We start from the raw sequence: 18252 nt of genomic DNA on the forward strand, positions 1-18252 counted from the left end.
AAGAATAACGACAGCTCACCGAGTAGTTAGAGGGGTTACAAACAACAAATAATGGTTTGTTGCTTTGCTCACGTGGATAAAAAAGGTGACTACCTGAGAGGCAGAACACAAATTATGGGCAAGTTTTTTCACTCGCTCTCAATTTTTTTTGATATTTGTCAAAATATTTTGCTTGGGAACATTATATATAGCAAAAAGATGACCGCAACAAAAAAATCCTTACCCTCAATGAGGATTCGCGACTAATTAGTTAACGTTTGCGCAAACTGATCTATAAATGCACAAACCGACCGATAAAACATATACAACTACTTTATCAATACCAATCTCTAAGATTCAGATGTGAAAAAGCAGCACCCAAATGAGCACTGCTTTTATAAAACATCTGGATTGATTAAGCGTTTTTGAACGCTTTCATTGCTTGAAGATGTTGAGAGATCTTTTTGAATTTATGACTCTCTTTCTCATCCCAGATTACATCGTAGTAATCTTCTAGCGCGGCTGCGGTTTTGGTATTGTCGTGAATTTCGTCTTCACGAGACAACACTACTAAACAGCGTCCTTTGTTTTTCATGCGGTACTGAGCAACACATTTAGTTGCGATGTCTTCGTACTCTTCTGGACGGTCAATTCGACCTACCATGTTGTTCTCAGGGTGCAGATTAGGGTTGAACACCACCTGCTTAATCCCACATAAAAAACCAATACGCTCAGACCAAAAACCACCTAAACCTACACCACAAATAATGGGATGCGGATCATCGGATTGCTCTATCACTTTATGCACTTCTTTTAGCAGATGCTGCATATCGTGTTTTGGATGCAAAGTACTGTAGTTGATGAAACGAACGTCATCATCAATGAATTGCAACTGCAGTATTTTTTCGTGATTGCCCGGGCTTGTTGAGTCGAAGCCATGTAGATAGATAATCATTGTACCTCCCCCGTTGAATATTGGTACGTTTTGATCAATCTAACACGAAAAACAAGGTTTTAAAGGTAACAGCTGAGAAATTATATTTTTCACTTCCTAAACGTGATCCTAGCTACATAAAGTGTGACTCAGGGCCTCCGCTTCACGCAGATAACTTTCATCACCCCAAAGCTGATGAGCAAGTAAATACCATAGCATCGCCATCATCTGGCTTCTTGGTAACCATGCTTCTACACCATCGAGCCAAGGCTGGACATCATGAATGCCTCGCAGCTGACAGTACTTCTCAACCGCTTCTGTGACTGGCACGCCAGCAACCGCAATGGTTAACGTTAAATCGAGCCTAGGGTCTGCGAGCGCAGCGTATTCCCAATCGATAATCTTAATGCCGTCACTGTTTCTCACTAGGTTATAACCACCTAAGTCAAAATGGCACAAAGACAGGTCAACATTGGTAATACTCGGAGCCACGCGCCACTCTTGATAAATCTTAGTGCAGGCTTCGGTCTTATGAATCGCATCAAGCTGCAGCCAGTAATGGTCGACTCGCGCCGTGAAACTGAATGGTTGCAGTGGTAATCGCGCAGTATTAACCAGATGAACAGAGATCAGCGTTTTCAACAGGTCATCGAGTTCTAGATCTTCGTAAAGTGTCTCACCCGCAATCCATTCAACCAACAAACCTTGCTCATTCACCACCATTGGGCTTGGCCCGATGCCGAGACGCTCAATGGCAGACAACACTTGGTACTCTTCATGACGAGAGATGAAGAATGCTTTGGTGATAGGTGTGGTTGGCCGCCAAACATACGCAGTACCATCGGCATCAACTAACTTCCAACATCGATTGGTCAAACCACCGGTTAATGTCTGCGCTCTAACTGGAGGCTCAGAAAAATAACCGTCAAGCGAACTCAAACTGGTATCAAGAAGCTTAGCCTCAGACCAAGAAAAAATTGCCATTGCTCATTCCCTATAAACGTCTTCATTCCCTACAAAAAAGACACTGACCAAAAGCCAGTGTCTCTTCATAAACAGCACATCATGCACTGCATTGGCGTGTGACCAAGCTATACGCTGTCAAAACTGGCTGCGCATAGTTGGCAAGTAAGCGAAATTAAAGGCCTAGTAGGCTCTTAGATTGTTGCTTACGGATTTCAGTCTCGTCAGCCCATTCAATCAAGCCAGACTCAAGATCCATTAGACGCATCGTCATTTTGTAGTATACGTCTTCATCGCTACCCGCTTTCTTAACGATGCTTGATAGGTTGCCGTACAGCATGTACTGAGCACCAACCATTTTACCGAATTGAATCGCTGAACTTTGATTTACAAGCTCATCGTTGTTTTGGAAGTTCAATTGGTCACGAACAGACTCTACACGGTCCATATCAACGAAACGGAACTTACCAGAGTTCAGCATCTTCGTACTGATGGTGTCAGTGATTGACTCAGTATCGATGTGCTCACTTGTTTTGTTCTTGATTCGCTCTACAAACACGATTGGACGCTGTTCACGAGTAATGTAAGACACAGAACCAGACGCCATCATGCTATCGACCATTTCACCCGCAATCGTTTGAAGGTCAGTTGAACCGAAATCGATTGTCGTGGTTTCTACTGCTTGTGCATCACCGTAGCTTACCTTGTTTGAACAACCGCCTAAAATAACCGCTAAACCTAGTAGCGCAATGACACTCTTTTTCATTTTGTTTCCTCAACTTATCACTGAGCGGGGTTACCCACACTCTTAAATTCTTATATTTACGAATCATGAGACCCGTTTAATCTAACTTACTGCTCTCGGAACTGGACTCTGAACTGAGTCGCTTTCGGGTTTACCGACACTTCCGACAACGAAATACTTTCAAAACCACGAACAATCGCTTGCTTCCAAGGGCCTTGCTTTAGGTTGACCTCAAGCCCTGCATCGTCGTACCAGTAAAAACGATAAAGGATATGTTGATCGCCTTTATAGTTACTGTTTAAACGAACGATTCCGCGCGTATGACCGTCGACCAAATCGGTGCGAATATCTTCAACCTGTAAACGGCTGCCCAATACCTTGTCACCAAAGAAAACGTTCTGAGTCAGACTATCGACCCTTACGCCAGCTGTATTATCAGCACAACCAGCCAGCGCCATTACCGCTGCTAAGCTCACTAACCACTTTTTCATTACAGCCTCCCTAGCTGTTTATGCCACATTGTTGCGTTGTTTCCTTGTCGAGAAATCCACACCAAGGTGGTCTGCCCTTCTCGAATATCAAAGTCGTACGTTCTAGCGCCCGCTTCCAACGTATATTGACCGCTATTTGCTACAAACGTGCTGCTCTTAATCTCTGCAGGTAATGATTGCCAACTGCGAGTGTCTGGTTGCTCTGTCAGTGTATTCCACACGTTGAACAGAATATTACCGACGTCATCGCCTTTGGTTGCTTCTTTACGAATGCGATCTTTCGCGACGACACGTAGCGCTTGGCGAATAACAATGCTCGTCATACGTTCCGATAAATCGTTCTGCGCCATCGCGTTTACGTCAGTGATCAAGTGTTCTTGTAACGGTTGACCGCTGATTCGCAAGGCAGAAAAACGCTCTACGTTTTGACTTGGGTAATATGGCAGCGCAAGAGAGTATATTGCCCCCTGATCGCGACTGTCATAAACAGGTAAATCTAGTCGCCAACTGTCCATAGCTTGTACAGCGCTCTGCTCTTGAAGAACAATCACTCGCCCTTCGCCTGCACTAAGTTTAGAAGATTGCTTATAGCGCTTTTCTAATGTCGCTAAATCTTGTCGCATCCCTAAACGAGCGGCTGTTGCCATGGTTCTATCGATGATTTCTTGGTTCTCTGGCATCACAGCCAAAGCACGACGATAGTCAACGTAGGCGCTGTTTAAATCATTTGACGCTTCATAAAGCAGACCAGACAAGAACATCAGATACGCATTCTGTACCGACTGCAGCTTTTTACCTGCATCAGGGTAATTGGCAAGAATGCTACCCACATTGGCAGAGAAGCCTTGCTTCTTCGCATCGCTGGCTGCTTTGTTTAACTCTGCTTCGCGTTGCTTCTTCGCTTGTTCTTGAACTTGGTTGGCGCGACGCATTTCGATCACCGCACCTTCTAAATCGTTTTTCTTGAGGTAATTTAAACCGAGATACAGATGAAGAAAGCCCAACTCATAATCGGCTGGCACATACTCAGTAATATTGTCATTCACAGCCAACGCACCCACACTGGTTGCACTGTCTGAGATTGAGATCACGGCTTTGCGTTGCTGCTCAGTCACCGCCTGATCAGCCACTTCAAACGAAGCCTTACTCTCAGGGTATTTTTGATCCAGCAGATTAATTCTGCCTCTTTCAAAGTTATCAAGGATGTCGCCTGCCGCGTAATCTGGTAGCTCTTGCTGAGCCTCTGAATAATCTCCAGATTTAACGGCTTGGTAGATCGCTTTGTTCTGTGCGCTGTAATGACTGAACAGGCTTCCTGCAGACATACTCGCACAACCTACGGTCAACGCCGATAACAGGGCAATGGAAGCGAATCTAAACTGTTGCTTCACTTATCGTCTCCGTGCATGTTTAAAATGCCAACTTTATTGGTCTCATTATCAAAACGAAACGTGTTGTAAAAAGGATCTCAAGCCAGTTGAAACCCTACTGATATAGCCTCTGCCTAGGCGATGCCGACATTCAGACAACAGATAGAACTTAAAGTTGGCATACAAACTACAAATTTTCCAACTAACTACTTGTGTTAACCCACTAATGAGCGCGTTTAAACTAGCGCATTAGCTTTCATTAACTCGTTAGCTTTTCATTAGCTCATTAATAGGGGGCCAAGTGGGCGGCCACCAACCAAGTGCATGTGAATATGATAAACCTCTTGGCCACCGTGAGAGTTACAGTTCACGATAAGACGATAGCCATCTTCTGCAATGCCCTCTTCTTTTGCTAACTTGCGAGCAACAGTAAACATGCGACCCATCATCGCTTCATCTTCGACTTCAACATCGTTGGTTGTCGGAATCAGCTTGTTTGGGATGATTAGAATATGGCTTGGCGCGCGAGGGTTAATATCGCGAAATGCGGTGACTAAATCGTCTTGGTATAGTAGATCTGCTGGGATTTCTTTGTTGATGATCTTAGTAAAAATGGTTTCTTCAGCCATGTTTCTCTCCGATAAAACATTTATTTTTTAATGCTTTGAGTATGCGCTATGCCGCATCAAACCACAATAAATCTGCTTTAAAGCATAATAAAAAACACCGTTCAAATCAAAGAAAACGAGCCTTAGCTCTCAAGAATGGCATGTTGGTTATAACTTAGCGTTATTTTTGACGTGTGCGTCATAAAACGCGTAAGCCGAGCTCAATAGAATGCTGACAATTTTGTTAGTTTTACTTTGACCTGACATTAGGTCTGCATTTTTATTTAGGGAGAAAGCCATGAAGGGATCTGTGATCAAGCGTATGTACGCTGGTTTCGCACTGATCATCATCATGTTCGCAGTCACGATAACCATCATGATGAACAGCATGAATCAGATACACAGCAATTTTGAGAGTGTCTCAGAAACCTCATTGCCACTTGTCGCGCTTTCAAATCAAACAAGTGTTCAATTGCTTTCTGCTGATAAGTCATTCAAAGATTTCTTAACCACACAAAACGCTGAACGCATGTCTGCAATGCGTACAGAATTTGCTGCATCACAAAACTCGTTTTCAGAAGTTCTCGGTAGTTTAGAAGCGGCAAGCCAAAACAATGCTTCACTTGTTGAACGTATCGCGCAATTAAGAGCAATGGAAGAACGCTACTTCGCCGAAGCTGACGAAGCGATGAATAACTACGTTGCGATGTTCGAAGCACAAGAACAAGTGCAAAAAGCCTCTCGTGACTTCCAACGCTTACATTCAGAATTAACCGTTGGCATGAAAGAGTACGTTGCCGATCAAAAAAGCATCTCTGTAAAAGTGATGGCAAAGAGCTACTTCATCAAACTGCAAGACGCAGAAGTTATTACCTCTGATGCACTTGCTAGCTCTGACGTTGCCTTCGTTCAGAAAGCCGTTAACCAAAACAAAAAGGCCGTTACTCATCTTAACTACGCTTATCGCGGTCTATCAACACAACTACCAGCACTTAAAAATGTCTTCGATGAGTCAGTTCAGAAGTTCACCAAAGACGTTGGTCAGAAAGGCGGCGTACTAGACAAGCACAACAACTACCTGCAAGCCAAGCAAGCGCTGTACGTGAACATCGCCAACCTAGCCGTAGAAGTTGACCAAGCGATGGCCGTTTTGGACTCATTCAACGTGACCGCTGAAGAGCAACTCAACTCATCACTCGCTGACGCAAGCAGCATCTACGACAAAGGCCTATTCAACGCGATTGCAATTGGCATTGTTGTGACTGTGTTCGCTGCTGCAATTGGTTACCACATTGCACATAGCGTACGAGAGCCATTAACTCGCATCCTCGGTACATTAGAAGGTCTAACCGAAGGCGATATGACTCAGCGTATCGATATTCGCTACGACAACGAATTCAGCCGTGTAAGCCGTCACATCAATACCTTGGCGGACAACCTGCACAACATCCTTGTGAAGCTGAATGATGCTTCAGATGACCTAACCAAGACAGCAAGCGTTAACCAAAAAACCTCTACAGAAACACAGGCTCAACTGAACAGCCAACGCGAACAAACCGCGACCGTTGCAACAGCAATGACAGAGATGTCTCATTCTGTGCAAGAAGTGGCGAACAGCGCGCAAAGCTCACTAAGCATGGTTCAACAAGTAGAATCGGCTTCTGAATCTGGTCGTCAGATCATGAACACCAACATCAGCACCATTAATCAGCTTGAGGTTCGCCTTACTGAGTCTGTGGGTGCTGTAGGCGAGCTACAACAGATGAGTAGCCAGATTGGTTCAATCCTTGACGTTATTCGTGGTATTGCTGAACAAACCAACCTACTTGCACTTAATGCGGCAATCGAAGCAGCGCGTGCTGGTGAACAAGGTCGTGGCTTTGCAGTCGTTGCCGACGAAGTTCGAGTGCTAGCACAAAAGACCACTCAATCGACTTCTGAAATCGAGACCATGATCAGCAATCTGCAATCAAGCTCGAAAACCGCAAGTAACGTCATCGAAAGCTGCATGAGCGATATGGACATGTCGGTTCAACAAGCTTCAAGTGCAAACAGTGCGATGGAAGAGATCCAAGCCTTGATTCTAGAGATCAGCCACATGAGTACACACATCTCTCAAGCAGCTGCTGAACAGAGTGAAACGTCTGGTGATATCGCACGCAACATCGAAGACATCAACCACATCGCAGATAAGAGTTACCAAGCGATGTCTTCAATTGCAGAGGCAAGCCAAAACCTAACAATTCTGGCGAACCAGCAAGGTGATTTAGTACATCAATTCAAACTATAGATAAATGAAGAATCGATAGATATTTAGTGAGATTGTTGAGACTTCTTACCCAATAGTGGTAACTAATTGAGCTAGGGCAACTTTTATCAAGGGTTGCCCTTGTTTTTTATGAGCTTTGTCATTATATGATTATTAAGGCTTGCTGCTTCCCGTTTTTTTCTTTCACCTTTATGAGCGAGCCGCTATTAAGGAATTTATATGGCTGTTCATGTTGGCATTATCGATCAAGACCCCATTCGCTTGCTCACCCCATTACTTGATAACCGAACGGTCAGCACTCACATCGTGTTTATCGGCGACAAAAATCAAGTCAGTATGTACAAACGTTTAGACAGCGTTTTGCACAAGCGCGACATTACGAGTGAGTTTTTCGAAATTCCAACCATCGTAAATACATCCGTCATTAAAGAATCTATCCAAACCCTTGCTGAAGACCTCAAAGCACGCGGCCAAGAAGTGAAGCTCAACGCAAGTTGTGGCCTCCGTCACCGCCTACTTTCTGTGTACGAAGTATTCCGCACTTACCACTGGCCAATCTTCGTGGTTGAACCAAACAGTGACAAGCTGTGCTGGTTGTACCCGAATGGTAAAGAAGATGCACAGGTTCAAGACCGCATCACTATCGACGACTACCTGACTGTGTTCGGCGCTCGCGGTGAATTCAGCGATGTTCAGCTGTCTCCGCAACTTGATCAGAAACTTTATGAGCTGGGTGAACGTTGGGCAAGTAACGCACTCGAACTAGGCCCAGGTCTTGCGACATTGAATTACCTAGCAACGACCTGCCGTAAAGAACAGAAACTTGATGTAGGGTTATCGGAGAAGCAACAAGGCTATCACGAGCTCAACATGCTGCTGAGCGATTTGGTTGAAGCTAAAATTGCGACTTACGACAACGGTATTTTGACCTTTGCCAATGAAGACGCACGCCGCTTCTCAAACGGTGAATGGCTTGAAACATTGGTTCATAGCACTGTTAAGCAAATCCAAGATGACATGCCGACCATTCAAGACCGTTCTTTGAATGTTCAGGTATACCGTCAACTGGGTGAACGTGAGGTTCGTAACGAGCTTGATGTTGCCTCTGTGGTGAACAATAAGCTGCACATCATCGAATGTAAGACCAAAGGCATGCGTGATGATGGTGATGACACCTTGTACAAACTGGAATCGCTTAGAGACCTGCTTGGTGGCCTACAAGCACGTGCAATGTTAGTGAGCTTCCGCCCTCTTCGTCATAACGACATCACACGAGCAGAAGATCTTGGCCTTGCATTGATTGGCCCTGACGAATTGAAAGATCTTAAAACACACCTAACGGCATGGTTTACGGCTGCGGGTGGCAGTGAAGATCTAGAGTACTAAAAACCAATAAACTCATGAGAGCTCAATGCTCTTAAGCAGATTGTTAAAAAGGCGAATGACGATTAAGTCACTCGCCTTTTTTGTTGTCTGTGTTCTCTATTAATTACTTTCAGACGGCACAAAAAAATGGCCGCATCATTCGATGCGGCCATTTTCAAAATTTAATGTCACTTGAAGACTAAAAGCACTTTAAGACTTAAAGCATTTTACGAGCAGCTTCTACAACCACTTTGATTGAACGTGCTTCCGTTACTTTTAGAGTGTCGTGATCAGGCGTCTCTTTTTGAGTACGGTTGATGATTACACCAGCAACACAACCTGCTTTCAGACCAGAACTAGCACACATTGTTAGTAGTGTTGCAGATTCCATCTCGAAGTTCAGAACGCCCATGTCTTGCCATTCTTGCATAGAACCTTGGAAACGCTTAACAACGCGACCAGAGAACGTGTCGTAACGCTCTTGACCTGGGTAGAACGTATCACTTGAAGCCGTTACGCCCATATGAACTGCTGCGCCTGATTCTTCGACTGCCGCTTTCATTGCTGTAGCAACTTCAAAGTCAGCCACTGCTGGGAACTCCATTGGAGCAAAATGCAGGCTAGCGCCGTCTAGACGAACAGAACCTGTAGAAACAATCATGTCACCCACGTTTACGTGAGGTTGGATAGCACCAGTAGTACCAACACGTAGGAAAGTGCGAACACCAAGTTGAGCAAGCTCTTCAACTGCGATAGAAGTCGATGGGCCACCAATACCTGTTGAACATACAACAACTGGCTTGCCGTCTAGCTCTGCGCGGTAAAGCGTGTATTCACGGTGACTAGCAAGAAATACTGGGTTCTCCATCTCTTCTGCAATTTTTTGCACACGAGCAGGATCACCAGGGATGATCGCAAGAGTAGCACCGTTAAGATCTGCTTCAGTAACACCTAAGTGGAAAACAGCTTGAGACATAGTTCGCTCCTTTTGGCTTATTGGGCTTTTTACCCTTATTTAAGCTCATAGTAAATTCGTGGGGTACGAACACACTCTAACCAAGCTCATTACAAAATGAAGTGACACACATCACATGAACGATCGCAACAAGAATTCAAGTTTCACAAAAAACCGATTGGCATCACAAAAATAAGCAATCAGAACGCCTGTGTTGCATACTAATGAGACAAAAAGCGCCTTTAACGTATTACCGCTAAAGGCGCTTTTATATTAAGAATGCTCTATGTCGGTGAGCTAGATTTAGTCCGCTTTAGATTTAAATCGAAGCAGACGCAATGCGTTCAATGTCACCAATGCAGTTGCACCACTATCTGCTAAAACTGCCACCCACAAACCGGTAATACCTAACAAGCTTGTCACCAAGAACACGCCCTTCAAACCAAGCGCAAGGGCTACGTTTTGACGGATGTTGTTCATGGTCGCTTGCGACAGTTCAATCATCGCTGGCAGCTCAGTTAAGCGGTTATGAGTCAGTGCTGAGTCCGCCGTTTCCAAAGCGACATCTGTACCACCGCCCATTGCGATGCCGACATTCGCCGTTTTCATTGCTGGTGCATCGTTAATGCCATCACCGACCATCGCCACGTGCGACTGTTGAGACAACTCCTCAACGTAAGATACCTTGTCGCTTGGCAATAGGCTTGCCTTGTACTGCATACCAATCTTGCTACTGATCGCTGCTGCACTGCGCGGGTTATCGCCGGTCAGCATGATAGATTGAATACCCAAGTCATTAAGTCGTTCAATCGCAAGCTTAGCGTCACTGCGTAACGTATCTTGCCAAGCAATCAAACCAATCACAGTCGTAGTTTGCTCTGTTAACTCTTCTTGATCTTTAACCTCGAGAGCAACCACAACCGTCTTGCCCTCGCCTTCTAATGCTTCTACTTGAGAAACCACATCGAGACCAAGATCGAACGTCACTTTAGACGGCGACAGAACCTGATACTTAACACCATCAACATCACCTTCAACACCACTACCAATCAATGTTTTCTTGTTGTGTGATTCAGGAATCTCAATATTCAGATCTTTTACTTTAGCGACAAGTGACTGCGCCAACGGGTGAGTAGAGCCAACTTCAATTGCCCCAACTACACGCAGCATCGCATCTTGTTGCCAACCCGATAGAGGTTGAATATCCGTAACCTGAGGCTTACCTTCGGTCAGTGTGCCTGTCTTATCGAAGGCGATGGTTTGGATTTTACCAAGCTGCTCTAGCGCTGCGCCGCCTTTAATGAGCGCGCCACGTTTCGCAGCTGCTGCTAAACCAGAGGTAATCGCTGCAGGAGTCGAGATCACCAAGGCACACGGACAAGCAATCAACAATAGCGCTAGGCCACGGTATACCCATGTTTCCCATGGCTGCGCAAACAACAATGGTGGTGTGATGATGACCAACAGAGCCACTACCATCATTAACGGTGTGTACCAACGGCTGAACTTATCGAGGAATCGCTCTAGTGGTGCTTTACGAGACTCTGCTTCTTCAATCAGATGAAGAATGCGATCGATCGCGTTCTCACCTTGTTTTGAAGTGATGGTGATACGAACCACTTTATCGACCACCACAGCGCCAGCCATGATGCTATTGCCTTCGATGTGTTCAACAGGAACAGATTCACCGGTTAACGCACTTTCATCAAAGCTTGCCGCGTCTGTAATCAATTGTCCGTCAGCAGGTAAACGAGAGCCCGCAGCCACTTCAATCACATCACCAGGAACCAGTTCACTGACTGCTACTTCTACACGCTCGCCGTTGATGATCTTAGTCGCGTTTTCTGGTACCAATGCCATTAGCGCTTGAACGCCACTTCTTGCTCTAGATGAAGCAAACGCTTCTAAGCGCTCACCAATCAAGAACAATAATAGAACCATCGCTGCTTCCGCAGTTTCGCCAAGGTACAAAGCACCCAGCGCGGCAACACTCATTAAGGTTTCAATAGCAAACGGTGTACCTGAACGTGCCAGCTGAACCGCTTTCTTCGCCACCGGATATAAACCAAGCAGACAAGTTACCGTAAACAAGCCTTCACTTAATTGAGGAGAGATACTTTTCAGAAGCGCAGCAAACAGCATTGCTGCTGCAATCGCGATAATCTGTAAATTAGGTTGGATATGAGCTTGCCAAAAAGTCTCAGGTTGTTGTTTTTCTTTCTTTGAACCGACTTCCGTAAGAGGGAAACCCGTTTTGATAGAGACCTGTTCAATGGTGTCGGCAAGGCTTTCATTATCGAATTTCACAACCAGCTTTTCGGTAGCAAAGAGAACCTTCGCTTGAATAACACCGTCAATATTGCTGATCGCGTTTTCTATTTTTCTTGCACAAACTGGGCAGTCCATTCCGGCAACCAGCCAACTTTTCGAAAATTGGGCGTCGAGAGATAAAGTTGAGGACTGACTGTCTTCTTCTCCACTGTCCGACGAACTACAACAATCATCTCCAGACGATGACGGAGCAGCGGAAGAGCTACAACAACCAGATGAAGTACCTGCTGCTGTGATGCTTGAAATTTTAGGGCTAGAGCAACTTGATCCTGCCGCTTGAGGTTGAACGTCCACTTTTGCTGAGCGGCACGCTGCATGTTTTGCGCACATAATGTATCTCCTTAATACTCAAAAGCCTTGAGGTTGTTGCTAACTTACGAGCAACAGAACCTTAAGTTCATCAAAAGTATAAACCTTGGAGGCTACTCCAAGGTCAAGAAGAAGTTTTCAAGAAAACAAAAATATTATGCCAGCGCCGATGGCTTACTGAGATTTAAGCTCCGTACACTCTTCACGGTTTGCCGATACATCATCAATAAGCACTGCATCGTGTGAACAGAATGGCTGAGTGTTCAGGCTGACAATCGACACATCATCTTCCACAGGGTCGACTTGAGAGCCTTGCATCAGCTCAGCGATATGATGTCGAAGCACCAAGATACCTAAAATCCCGAACATAACATTACCCAAAGCTTGACCATAAAGAACACCCAAAGCGCCATACCACTCCGAACCTAGATAGACGAACGGCAGAGTACCTAACGTGGCTTTACCCAAATTTAATGCTGTCGAGTAAAGCGGTTTACCTAGGTTATTAAAAGAGGTGTTGGCAACAAATAGCGCGCCGTTAAAGGTGAAGGTTAACGCCACATAGGTACAGAAAGCTGCCACAATGATTGCTGCATCACCTTGTAAGCTAAAGCCTTGAATGACATAACCTTGAACGAAGTACAACAGAATACAAACAGCGATGGTGTATGCCGTAGTAACCAGCAATGAGTTATTGAGTGTTTCTTTTACTCGGTCCATGCGTTCAGCACCAAAGTTCTGACCAATGATTGGCCCCACAGCGCCAGACAAGGCAAAGATAACCGCAAAACAAACTGGCGTCAGACGACCTATCACGGCAAAGCCCGCGACAAAATCCTCACCATATTGTGCGATACCCGTTGTCACAATCGCGTTACCGATAGGCGTTGCGGTATTGGTGATAATCGCAGGCAGTGCAATCGCCAATATTGGTCGAATATTAAGGCGCCATTGCACAAAAGAAGGTGGAGCCACCAACTGATGACTGCGAATCAGAGGGTAAAGCGAGAAGAACAACACCGAGAAGCGAGCGACAACCGAAGCGATAGCCGCCCCTTCAATGTTCCAACCAAAACCAAAAATAAACAGAGGATCGAGAATCGCGTTAACAATGCCGCCCGACAAAGTTGCCCACATCGAACGTTTGGCATCGCCCGCTGCTCTTAAGCCCGCACCCGCCGCCATCGCTAACGCCAAAAATGGACCACTTGGCAGCAAAATCTGTAGGTAAGCTTGAGCACGCTCGGCCGCAATCCCTTTGGCGCCTATCGCGGCTAGCAGCTCTGGAATATAAGCGAACATGATTGCAGTTATGGTCGAACTGATAACAAACGCAGTCAGCATGATACTGGTGCTTAGGTTTCGAGCGTGTTCTTGATTCTTTGAGCCGATGGCTTTGGACACTAATGCGCCCATGGCAATAGAAGTACCAATCGAAACGGAGGTAGAAAAGAAAGTCAGCGTACCTGCAAAGCCTACCGCAGCAGCCAATTCAACCTGCCCGAGCATACTGATAAACAGCATGTCGAGTAAGTCGACCACAAATAACGCCATCAAACCGACAGAGCCAGCCCCCGACATCACCAATATGTGGCGCATCGTTGAACCTTCAACAAACTTTGCCGTTTGATTTGACATGAAACCTCCAAAAGTTGGAATACCCAAGAGCTAAAGCCCAATCAGCTAATCAACAGACTCGGGATCCACAAAGAGAGGATCGACCAAGAAAAGCGCTATACAGAAAAAAGGCGCTAGTGCGCCTTTTTTCAATTGAGGGTATTGAGAAAAATAATCGTTCTTAACACGCTACTATACCTGATGTTTGAAGCATTCTTCCAAGTTCTTACCGATTGCTCTCAAAACATCGGTTCTGGTGATAATACCCACCAGTTTTCGATTATCGATCACAGGGTATGCTTTAGGTTTTCCAACCTGCATCATGTCCGCCAATTCAATAATGGATAGGTCAGGTGACACCGACAGCACTTCTTGGTACATACAGTCACCCACAAGGTGTGTGTCTTGGCAGAAGTAACTGACCTTCACAAGTTTCTCGAGTAAATCCTGCTCAGAAAGGAAGCCAATCACTTGTTCTTTATCATCGATTACGGGTCCACCCATATGGTGGCTACGCATCACTTTGTCTAACGCTAGACTTAACGGCATATCAGGAGTAAATGTCACAACCTGCTGCGTCATGTAATCTTTCACTTTAATAGAATGCATTGCGTTCTCCCTAAATACTTTGCGTCATATATTTTTCTATCTTGTTAAGTTAATTGTTGTCTAAAATCTTGATTTTACTAAATGGATTTCAACAATTTTATTGATAGGCAAAACCTAACAAGACAAAAAAGTGAGACAAACAAAGGGTTGAGCACGTTTTCGAACGCCAGAAAAAAGAAAAAAAGAGCCCTTACAAAGCCTTACTTTCCCTTGCTTAACCTTACTTAGCCGAACTAGCCTGCGTAAATAAACCCTGTAATCTTCACCGCACTAATAATTAGAAATCCCGATTTAGGAAGTTTATGCAACACGACAACAACATGTACGCGTATGTTTACGCAGGTAACGACGGTACAGAAAACACACTCATCGCCACTATCGATAATCAAGAAAAACCGCTCATATCAAGCTGCGTTGATGAGATAAAACGCATGTCATGCTTAGCTATTGATTTAGCAGCAAAACACGACCTAAAAGTGAAGCTGGTGAAATATCAAAGAGAACAAGAGATCGACTTCGGCCTATTCGTAAAATAGTGAATCCGACACTGATTTGGTTAATCACTAACTGGCAGCCACAGTAGCAATAGCAAAGCATTAGCAAGCGTAATAGCCGTGAATGGCTGCCGAATTCGACCTGACAAGCCTAACGGGTAAAGGCTATAATGATCAGACGGCGCCCTTGCCGATTTTCATTGTCCCAATACGGTTTACTATGTCTTCTCAAACCTCACCTAAAACGTATCTAACTAATTCCTTATCTAAGTTAAAAAACTACTTTAGTGAGTTATTGGATTTCCAATCACGCATTTGGGTGGTTCATATCTTTGAAGACTCTATTACCGATCAATCGTTTGTGATTAATGAAGATGGATTTAAAGAACCGCTAGAGTGGATGAAAAAACGTGATTACCAAGCGAGAATGCTTGATCGTGTTGATAAGATGAAAATCTCACAGGTGATCGAGATTCAGTTCGAAGACAAAATGCATCGCTTGATGCGAGTGAAGTAGCTCTATTGTTTGGGCGTTCACGAAAAGCCCTTGCTAGAAATTAAGCATAAAAAAGGCCAGCGCTCGCTGACCTTCTCTCATTGGTTACAAACCACCATCTAACGCGCACAGTACTCATGCCACAGGCGCACCGCTTTCTGGTATGCCTCAGTTTTATCGTGCGTTTCTGCAAAGAGAATGGCTGTCATACTGTCGACAACGGTATTCGCCATTAACGCCATCTCTTCAGCCGACGTACCAAGTACACATTGACTAGGAAGTGGCAACTCTAGGTTCATCATCTCTTCCCAGTAGAACGATTCGACTTTGTCAGGAGAGCTCATCCACACCGTTTGGCTAACTTTAGGATTATATTCCGACTCACCGTTCATCCCTTTGAATGAAATCACCGAGTGGGATTTATTGCCAATAACATGCTCAACTTCCGCATGAAGTTGTGGGAAGCCAGGATGGAAACTGCCACGCAGACCTAAACGACCACCACCAGGATTCAATGCTCGAACTACCGTGTTAATTGGTGTTCTCAAACCGTAACGGTGTTTCCAACCAATCATGGTTTGTGCTTCGGGCGCAAAGTTAGCTAGCGATAAATAAGCAATGCCGTCGTGTTCAAGAATCGACTTAGCATGTTCAGGGTTCTCAGCACTTTGCACACCGACATCTTGCAAATGGCTTTCAACGTGCGTCCTACCGCTCGGCTTATCCATATAGCCATGCATTAACACTTTATAGCCATTGTCAGCTAAGATTTTTGCTGCCAACAAGTTCCAAGGCTTGCCACTGGCGTTATCGTTACGCTTACCTGCATAACACGGCCAATCAATATCGGCGCCTAAATCTGGCACTCGAGATTGAAACGCTTTTACAAAGCCAGCGATCTCTTCATTAGTTTCATTCTGCACACGAATCAGCATCAGTAGCATAGCCATTTGGTCGTCACCGACTTCTCCGCTTAAATACTCATCCATGATGCGGTAGGCTTGTTCGAACGATAAAGGCTTTCGCCCTCTTTCTCCTCGTCCAACTGTACGAATACACTCTAAAATACTACTCATTGATTGTTTATTCTCTTCCGTTGATATCAATAAAATTCGAATACACTTTCGATTCTATGATACCCACAGTGCATTGCAAAGCGATTCAGTGGCTATCGACCTAATTACCAATACGCGGATTGGTGTTCTAAAAGTAAACTTACTGGTGTAAAATTAGCGTATACAATACTAACCGCGACATATTGAGTAGTATCCCGATGACTGTAAAAAAAACGCTGAGCCAAAGAAAACGTGAATCGATCGTTGCCGCTGCTATCGCAGAGTTTACTGAGCATGGCTACAAGGCCACCAGCATGGATAAAATATCGAGTCGCGCAGAAGTATCAAAGCGCACCGTATACAATCACTTTGCCAGCAAAGAGCTGCTTTTAGATGAGATTCTAGACAGTATTTGGAGCAAAACTCTGGCCGCGACGCATTTCCCTTATCAAGCAGAACTGCCACTTGAAGAACAACTTTCGTCGATAGCTAACCAAGAACTTGAGTTACTTGAGTCTGAAGGCTTCATCGACCTGTCACGTGTACTGTTCTCTGAGTATTTCCATAACGCCGAACTGGCGCATCAAGCGATGGAAAAATATTCCCAAGCAGAAAGTGGACTTACAACCTGGATTAAAGCCGCATTGGCAGACGGTCGTTTAATCGGTCTTGACCCACAATTCGCCTCCACGCAGTTCATTGGTCTGCTTAAGTCTTTTGCGTTTTGGCCGCAAATCATAGGTCATGTGCCTTCACCGGATGCTGCGCACAAACAAGTGATCATTACTTCAAGTGTCGAGATGTTCCTTAAGCAATATCGGGCGTGATTTTGGTGGTTGACGAGAATTCAACCACAATGAAACCATCACTGGTATCCGCTGTTATTTTCCCTATACTGCAACCCACTTTCGTCATTACGACTCAGTAAACTTCAACTTTAGGTAGCCCTATGATTACTTTCACCACCAACTTTGGCGATATCGAGATTGAACTGAACCTTGAAAAAGCGCCAGTAACGTCGAAAAACTTCCTTAAATACTGCCAAGACGGTTTCTACGAAGGCACGACATTTCACCGTGTTATTGAAGGTTTCATGATTCAAGGTGGTGGTCACACTATCGACATGACAGAAAAACCAACTCGTGCACCGATCGTCAACGAAGCAAACCGTGGCTTGAAGAATGTGATTGGTTCTGTGGCAATGGCTCGTACTGATGCACCACATTCTGCAACGGCGCAGTTCTTCATCAACCTTGATGACAACGACTTCCTCGATCACACCTCAACAACCAATGCTGGCTGGGGTTACGCGGTATTCGGTAAGGTTTCAGCGGGTATGGATGTCGTAAACAAAATCGCTGTAGCACCAACAACCATTCGTTGGGGACACGAAGATGTGCCTTGCGAAGATATTGTGATTACTAAAGTCACCATCAACGAGTAATTCACGACGAAAACGCAACGAAATGGTGAGAATTTTTCTCACCATTTTCTTATTGTCGATGTTATCAACTGTACTCATTTCTGTACGGTATATTTACAGGATTAACCATTCCCTTACTATTAATCAGTATAAATGACGTGTTATGCTCCTGATCCGCAAGCTCCCATTGCTCTGTGGTCAACCTTACATTGGACGTAACTCTCTACATGACTCGACAC

General features: G+C 44.9%; 17 protein-coding genes. 6 read left to right on the plus strand and 11 right to left on the minus strand.

Annotated elements, in window-relative coordinates; translation table 11 throughout:
• Nucleotides 1–394 precede the first annotated feature (394 nt).
• From ycfP to hinT, 6 genes are all read right to left on the minus strand, one after another.
• Nucleotides 395–934, minus strand: a complete 540-nt coding sequence (gene ycfP / locus OCV20_RS11075) for an alpha/beta hydrolase YcfP (RefSeq protein WP_009847155.1) — start codon at nt 932–934, stop codon at nt 395–397.
• A 108-nt stretch (nt 935–1042) separates the two neighbouring features.
• Entirely contained in the window at nt 1043–1897 is an 855-nt protein-coding gene (locus OCV20_RS11080) for a phosphotransferase (protein WP_048616613.1), read from the minus strand.
• Between the two features lie 154 nt (nt 1898–2051).
• Nucleotides 2052–2642, minus strand: coding sequence for a penicillin-binding protein activator LpoB (gene lpoB, locus OCV20_RS11085; RefSeq protein WP_017060223.1), 591 nt, complete (start codon nt 2640–2642; stop codon nt 2052–2054).
• A gap of 86 nt (nt 2643–2728) precedes the next feature.
• Nucleotides 2729–3112: a YcfL family putative periplasmic lipoprotein gene (locus OCV20_RS11090; RefSeq protein WP_017060222.1), complete on the minus strand. Its 384-nt coding sequence runs from the start codon at nt 3110–3112 to the stop codon at nt 2729–2731.
• The gene (locus OCV20_RS11095) at nt 3112–4503 is read right to left on the minus strand and encodes a COG3014 family protein (protein WP_086774545.1); all 1392 of its coding nucleotides are present in this window, start codon (nt 4501–4503) and stop codon (nt 3112–3114) included. The genes OCV20_RS11090 and OCV20_RS11095 overlap by 1 nt, the downstream gene beginning before the upstream one ends.
• Before the next feature lie 257 nt (nt 4504–4760).
• Nucleotides 4761–5111: a purine nucleoside phosphoramidase gene (hinT, locus tag OCV20_RS11100; protein ID WP_017065295.1), complete on the minus strand. Its 351-nt coding sequence runs from the start codon at nt 5109–5111 to the stop codon at nt 4761–4763.
• 277 nt (nt 5112–5388) lie between these two features.
• On the opposite strand from hinT, the gene OCV20_RS11105 reads away from it, so the two are divergent.
• Nucleotides 5389–7380 (plus strand): methyl-accepting chemotaxis protein, encoded by a 1992-nt coding sequence (locus OCV20_RS11105; RefSeq protein ID WP_048614565.1) that lies wholly within the window; start codon nt 5389–5391, stop codon nt 7378–7380.
• Nucleotides 7381–7578: 198 nt separating this feature from the next.
• The gene (locus OCV20_RS11110) at nt 7579–8745 is read left to right on the plus strand and encodes a DUF1887 family protein (protein ID WP_086774544.1); all 1167 of its coding nucleotides are present in this window, start codon (nt 7579–7581) and stop codon (nt 8743–8745) included.
• 196 nt (nt 8746–8941) lie between these two features.
• On the opposite strand, the gene udp is transcribed toward OCV20_RS11110, so the two are convergent.
• The 4 genes from udp to OCV20_RS11130 form a co-directional block, all read right to left on the minus strand.
• Nucleotides 8942–9700, minus strand: coding sequence for a uridine phosphorylase (udp, locus tag OCV20_RS11115; RefSeq protein ID WP_017632176.1), 759 nt, complete (start codon nt 9698–9700; stop codon nt 8942–8944).
• 282 nt (nt 9701–9982) lie between these two features.
• A complete protein-coding gene (locus tag OCV20_RS11120) occupies nt 9983–12340 on the minus strand; it encodes a zinc/cadmium/mercury/lead-transporting ATPase (RefSeq protein WP_086774543.1) in 2358 nt (785 codons plus the stop codon).
• Nucleotides 12341–12493: 153 nt separating this feature from the next.
• Nucleotides 12494–13957 (minus strand): MATE family efflux transporter, encoded by a 1464-nt coding sequence (locus OCV20_RS11125; RefSeq protein ID WP_086774542.1) that lies wholly within the window; start codon nt 13955–13957, stop codon nt 12494–12496.
• A 171-nt stretch (nt 13958–14128) separates the two neighbouring features.
• Nucleotides 14129–14545 (minus strand): CBS domain-containing protein, encoded by a 417-nt coding sequence (locus tag OCV20_RS11130; RefSeq protein ID WP_048609359.1) that lies wholly within the window; start codon nt 14543–14545, stop codon nt 14129–14131.
• Nucleotides 14546–14847: 302 nt separating this feature from the next.
• On the opposite strand from OCV20_RS11130, the gene OCV20_RS11135 reads away from it, so the two are divergent.
• Nucleotides 14848–15081, plus strand: a complete 234-nt coding sequence (locus OCV20_RS11135) for a hypothetical protein (protein ID WP_048609358.1) — start codon at nt 14848–14850, stop codon at nt 15079–15081.
• Nucleotides 15082–15259: 178 nt separating this feature from the next.
• Nucleotides 15260–15556, plus strand: a complete 297-nt coding sequence (locus OCV20_RS11140; protein ID WP_048614800.1) for a hypothetical protein — start codon at nt 15260–15262, stop codon at nt 15554–15556.
• A gap of 98 nt (nt 15557–15654) precedes the next feature.
• Here OCV20_RS11140 and OCV20_RS11145 read toward each other — a convergent pair whose 3' ends face one another.
• Entirely contained in the window at nt 15655–16611 is a 957-nt protein-coding gene (locus OCV20_RS11145; protein ID WP_238382790.1) for a glycosyl transferase family protein, read from the minus strand.
• 197 nt (nt 16612–16808) lie between these two features.
• On the opposite strand from OCV20_RS11145, the gene OCV20_RS11150 reads away from it, so the two are divergent.
• Together OCV20_RS11150 and OCV20_RS11155 are read left to right on the plus strand one after the other, a co-directional pair.
• Nucleotides 16809–17417 carry a TetR/AcrR family transcriptional regulator gene (locus OCV20_RS11150; protein WP_086774540.1) on the plus strand — a complete coding sequence of 203 codons (609 nt, stop codon included), beginning with the start codon at nt 16809–16811 and terminating at the stop codon, nt 17415–17417.
• Nucleotides 17418–17539: 122 nt separating this feature from the next.
• Nucleotides 17540–18034 carry a peptidylprolyl isomerase gene (locus OCV20_RS11155; protein WP_048609354.1) on the plus strand — a complete coding sequence of 165 codons (495 nt, stop codon included), beginning with the start codon at nt 17540–17542 and terminating at the stop codon, nt 18032–18034.
• Nucleotides 18035–18252 lie beyond the last annotated feature (218 nt).

The sequence above is a fragment of the Vibrio coralliirubri genome, assembly GCF_024347375.1.
GTDB lineage: Bacteria > Pseudomonadota > Gammaproteobacteria > Enterobacterales > Vibrionaceae > Vibrio > Vibrio coralliirubri.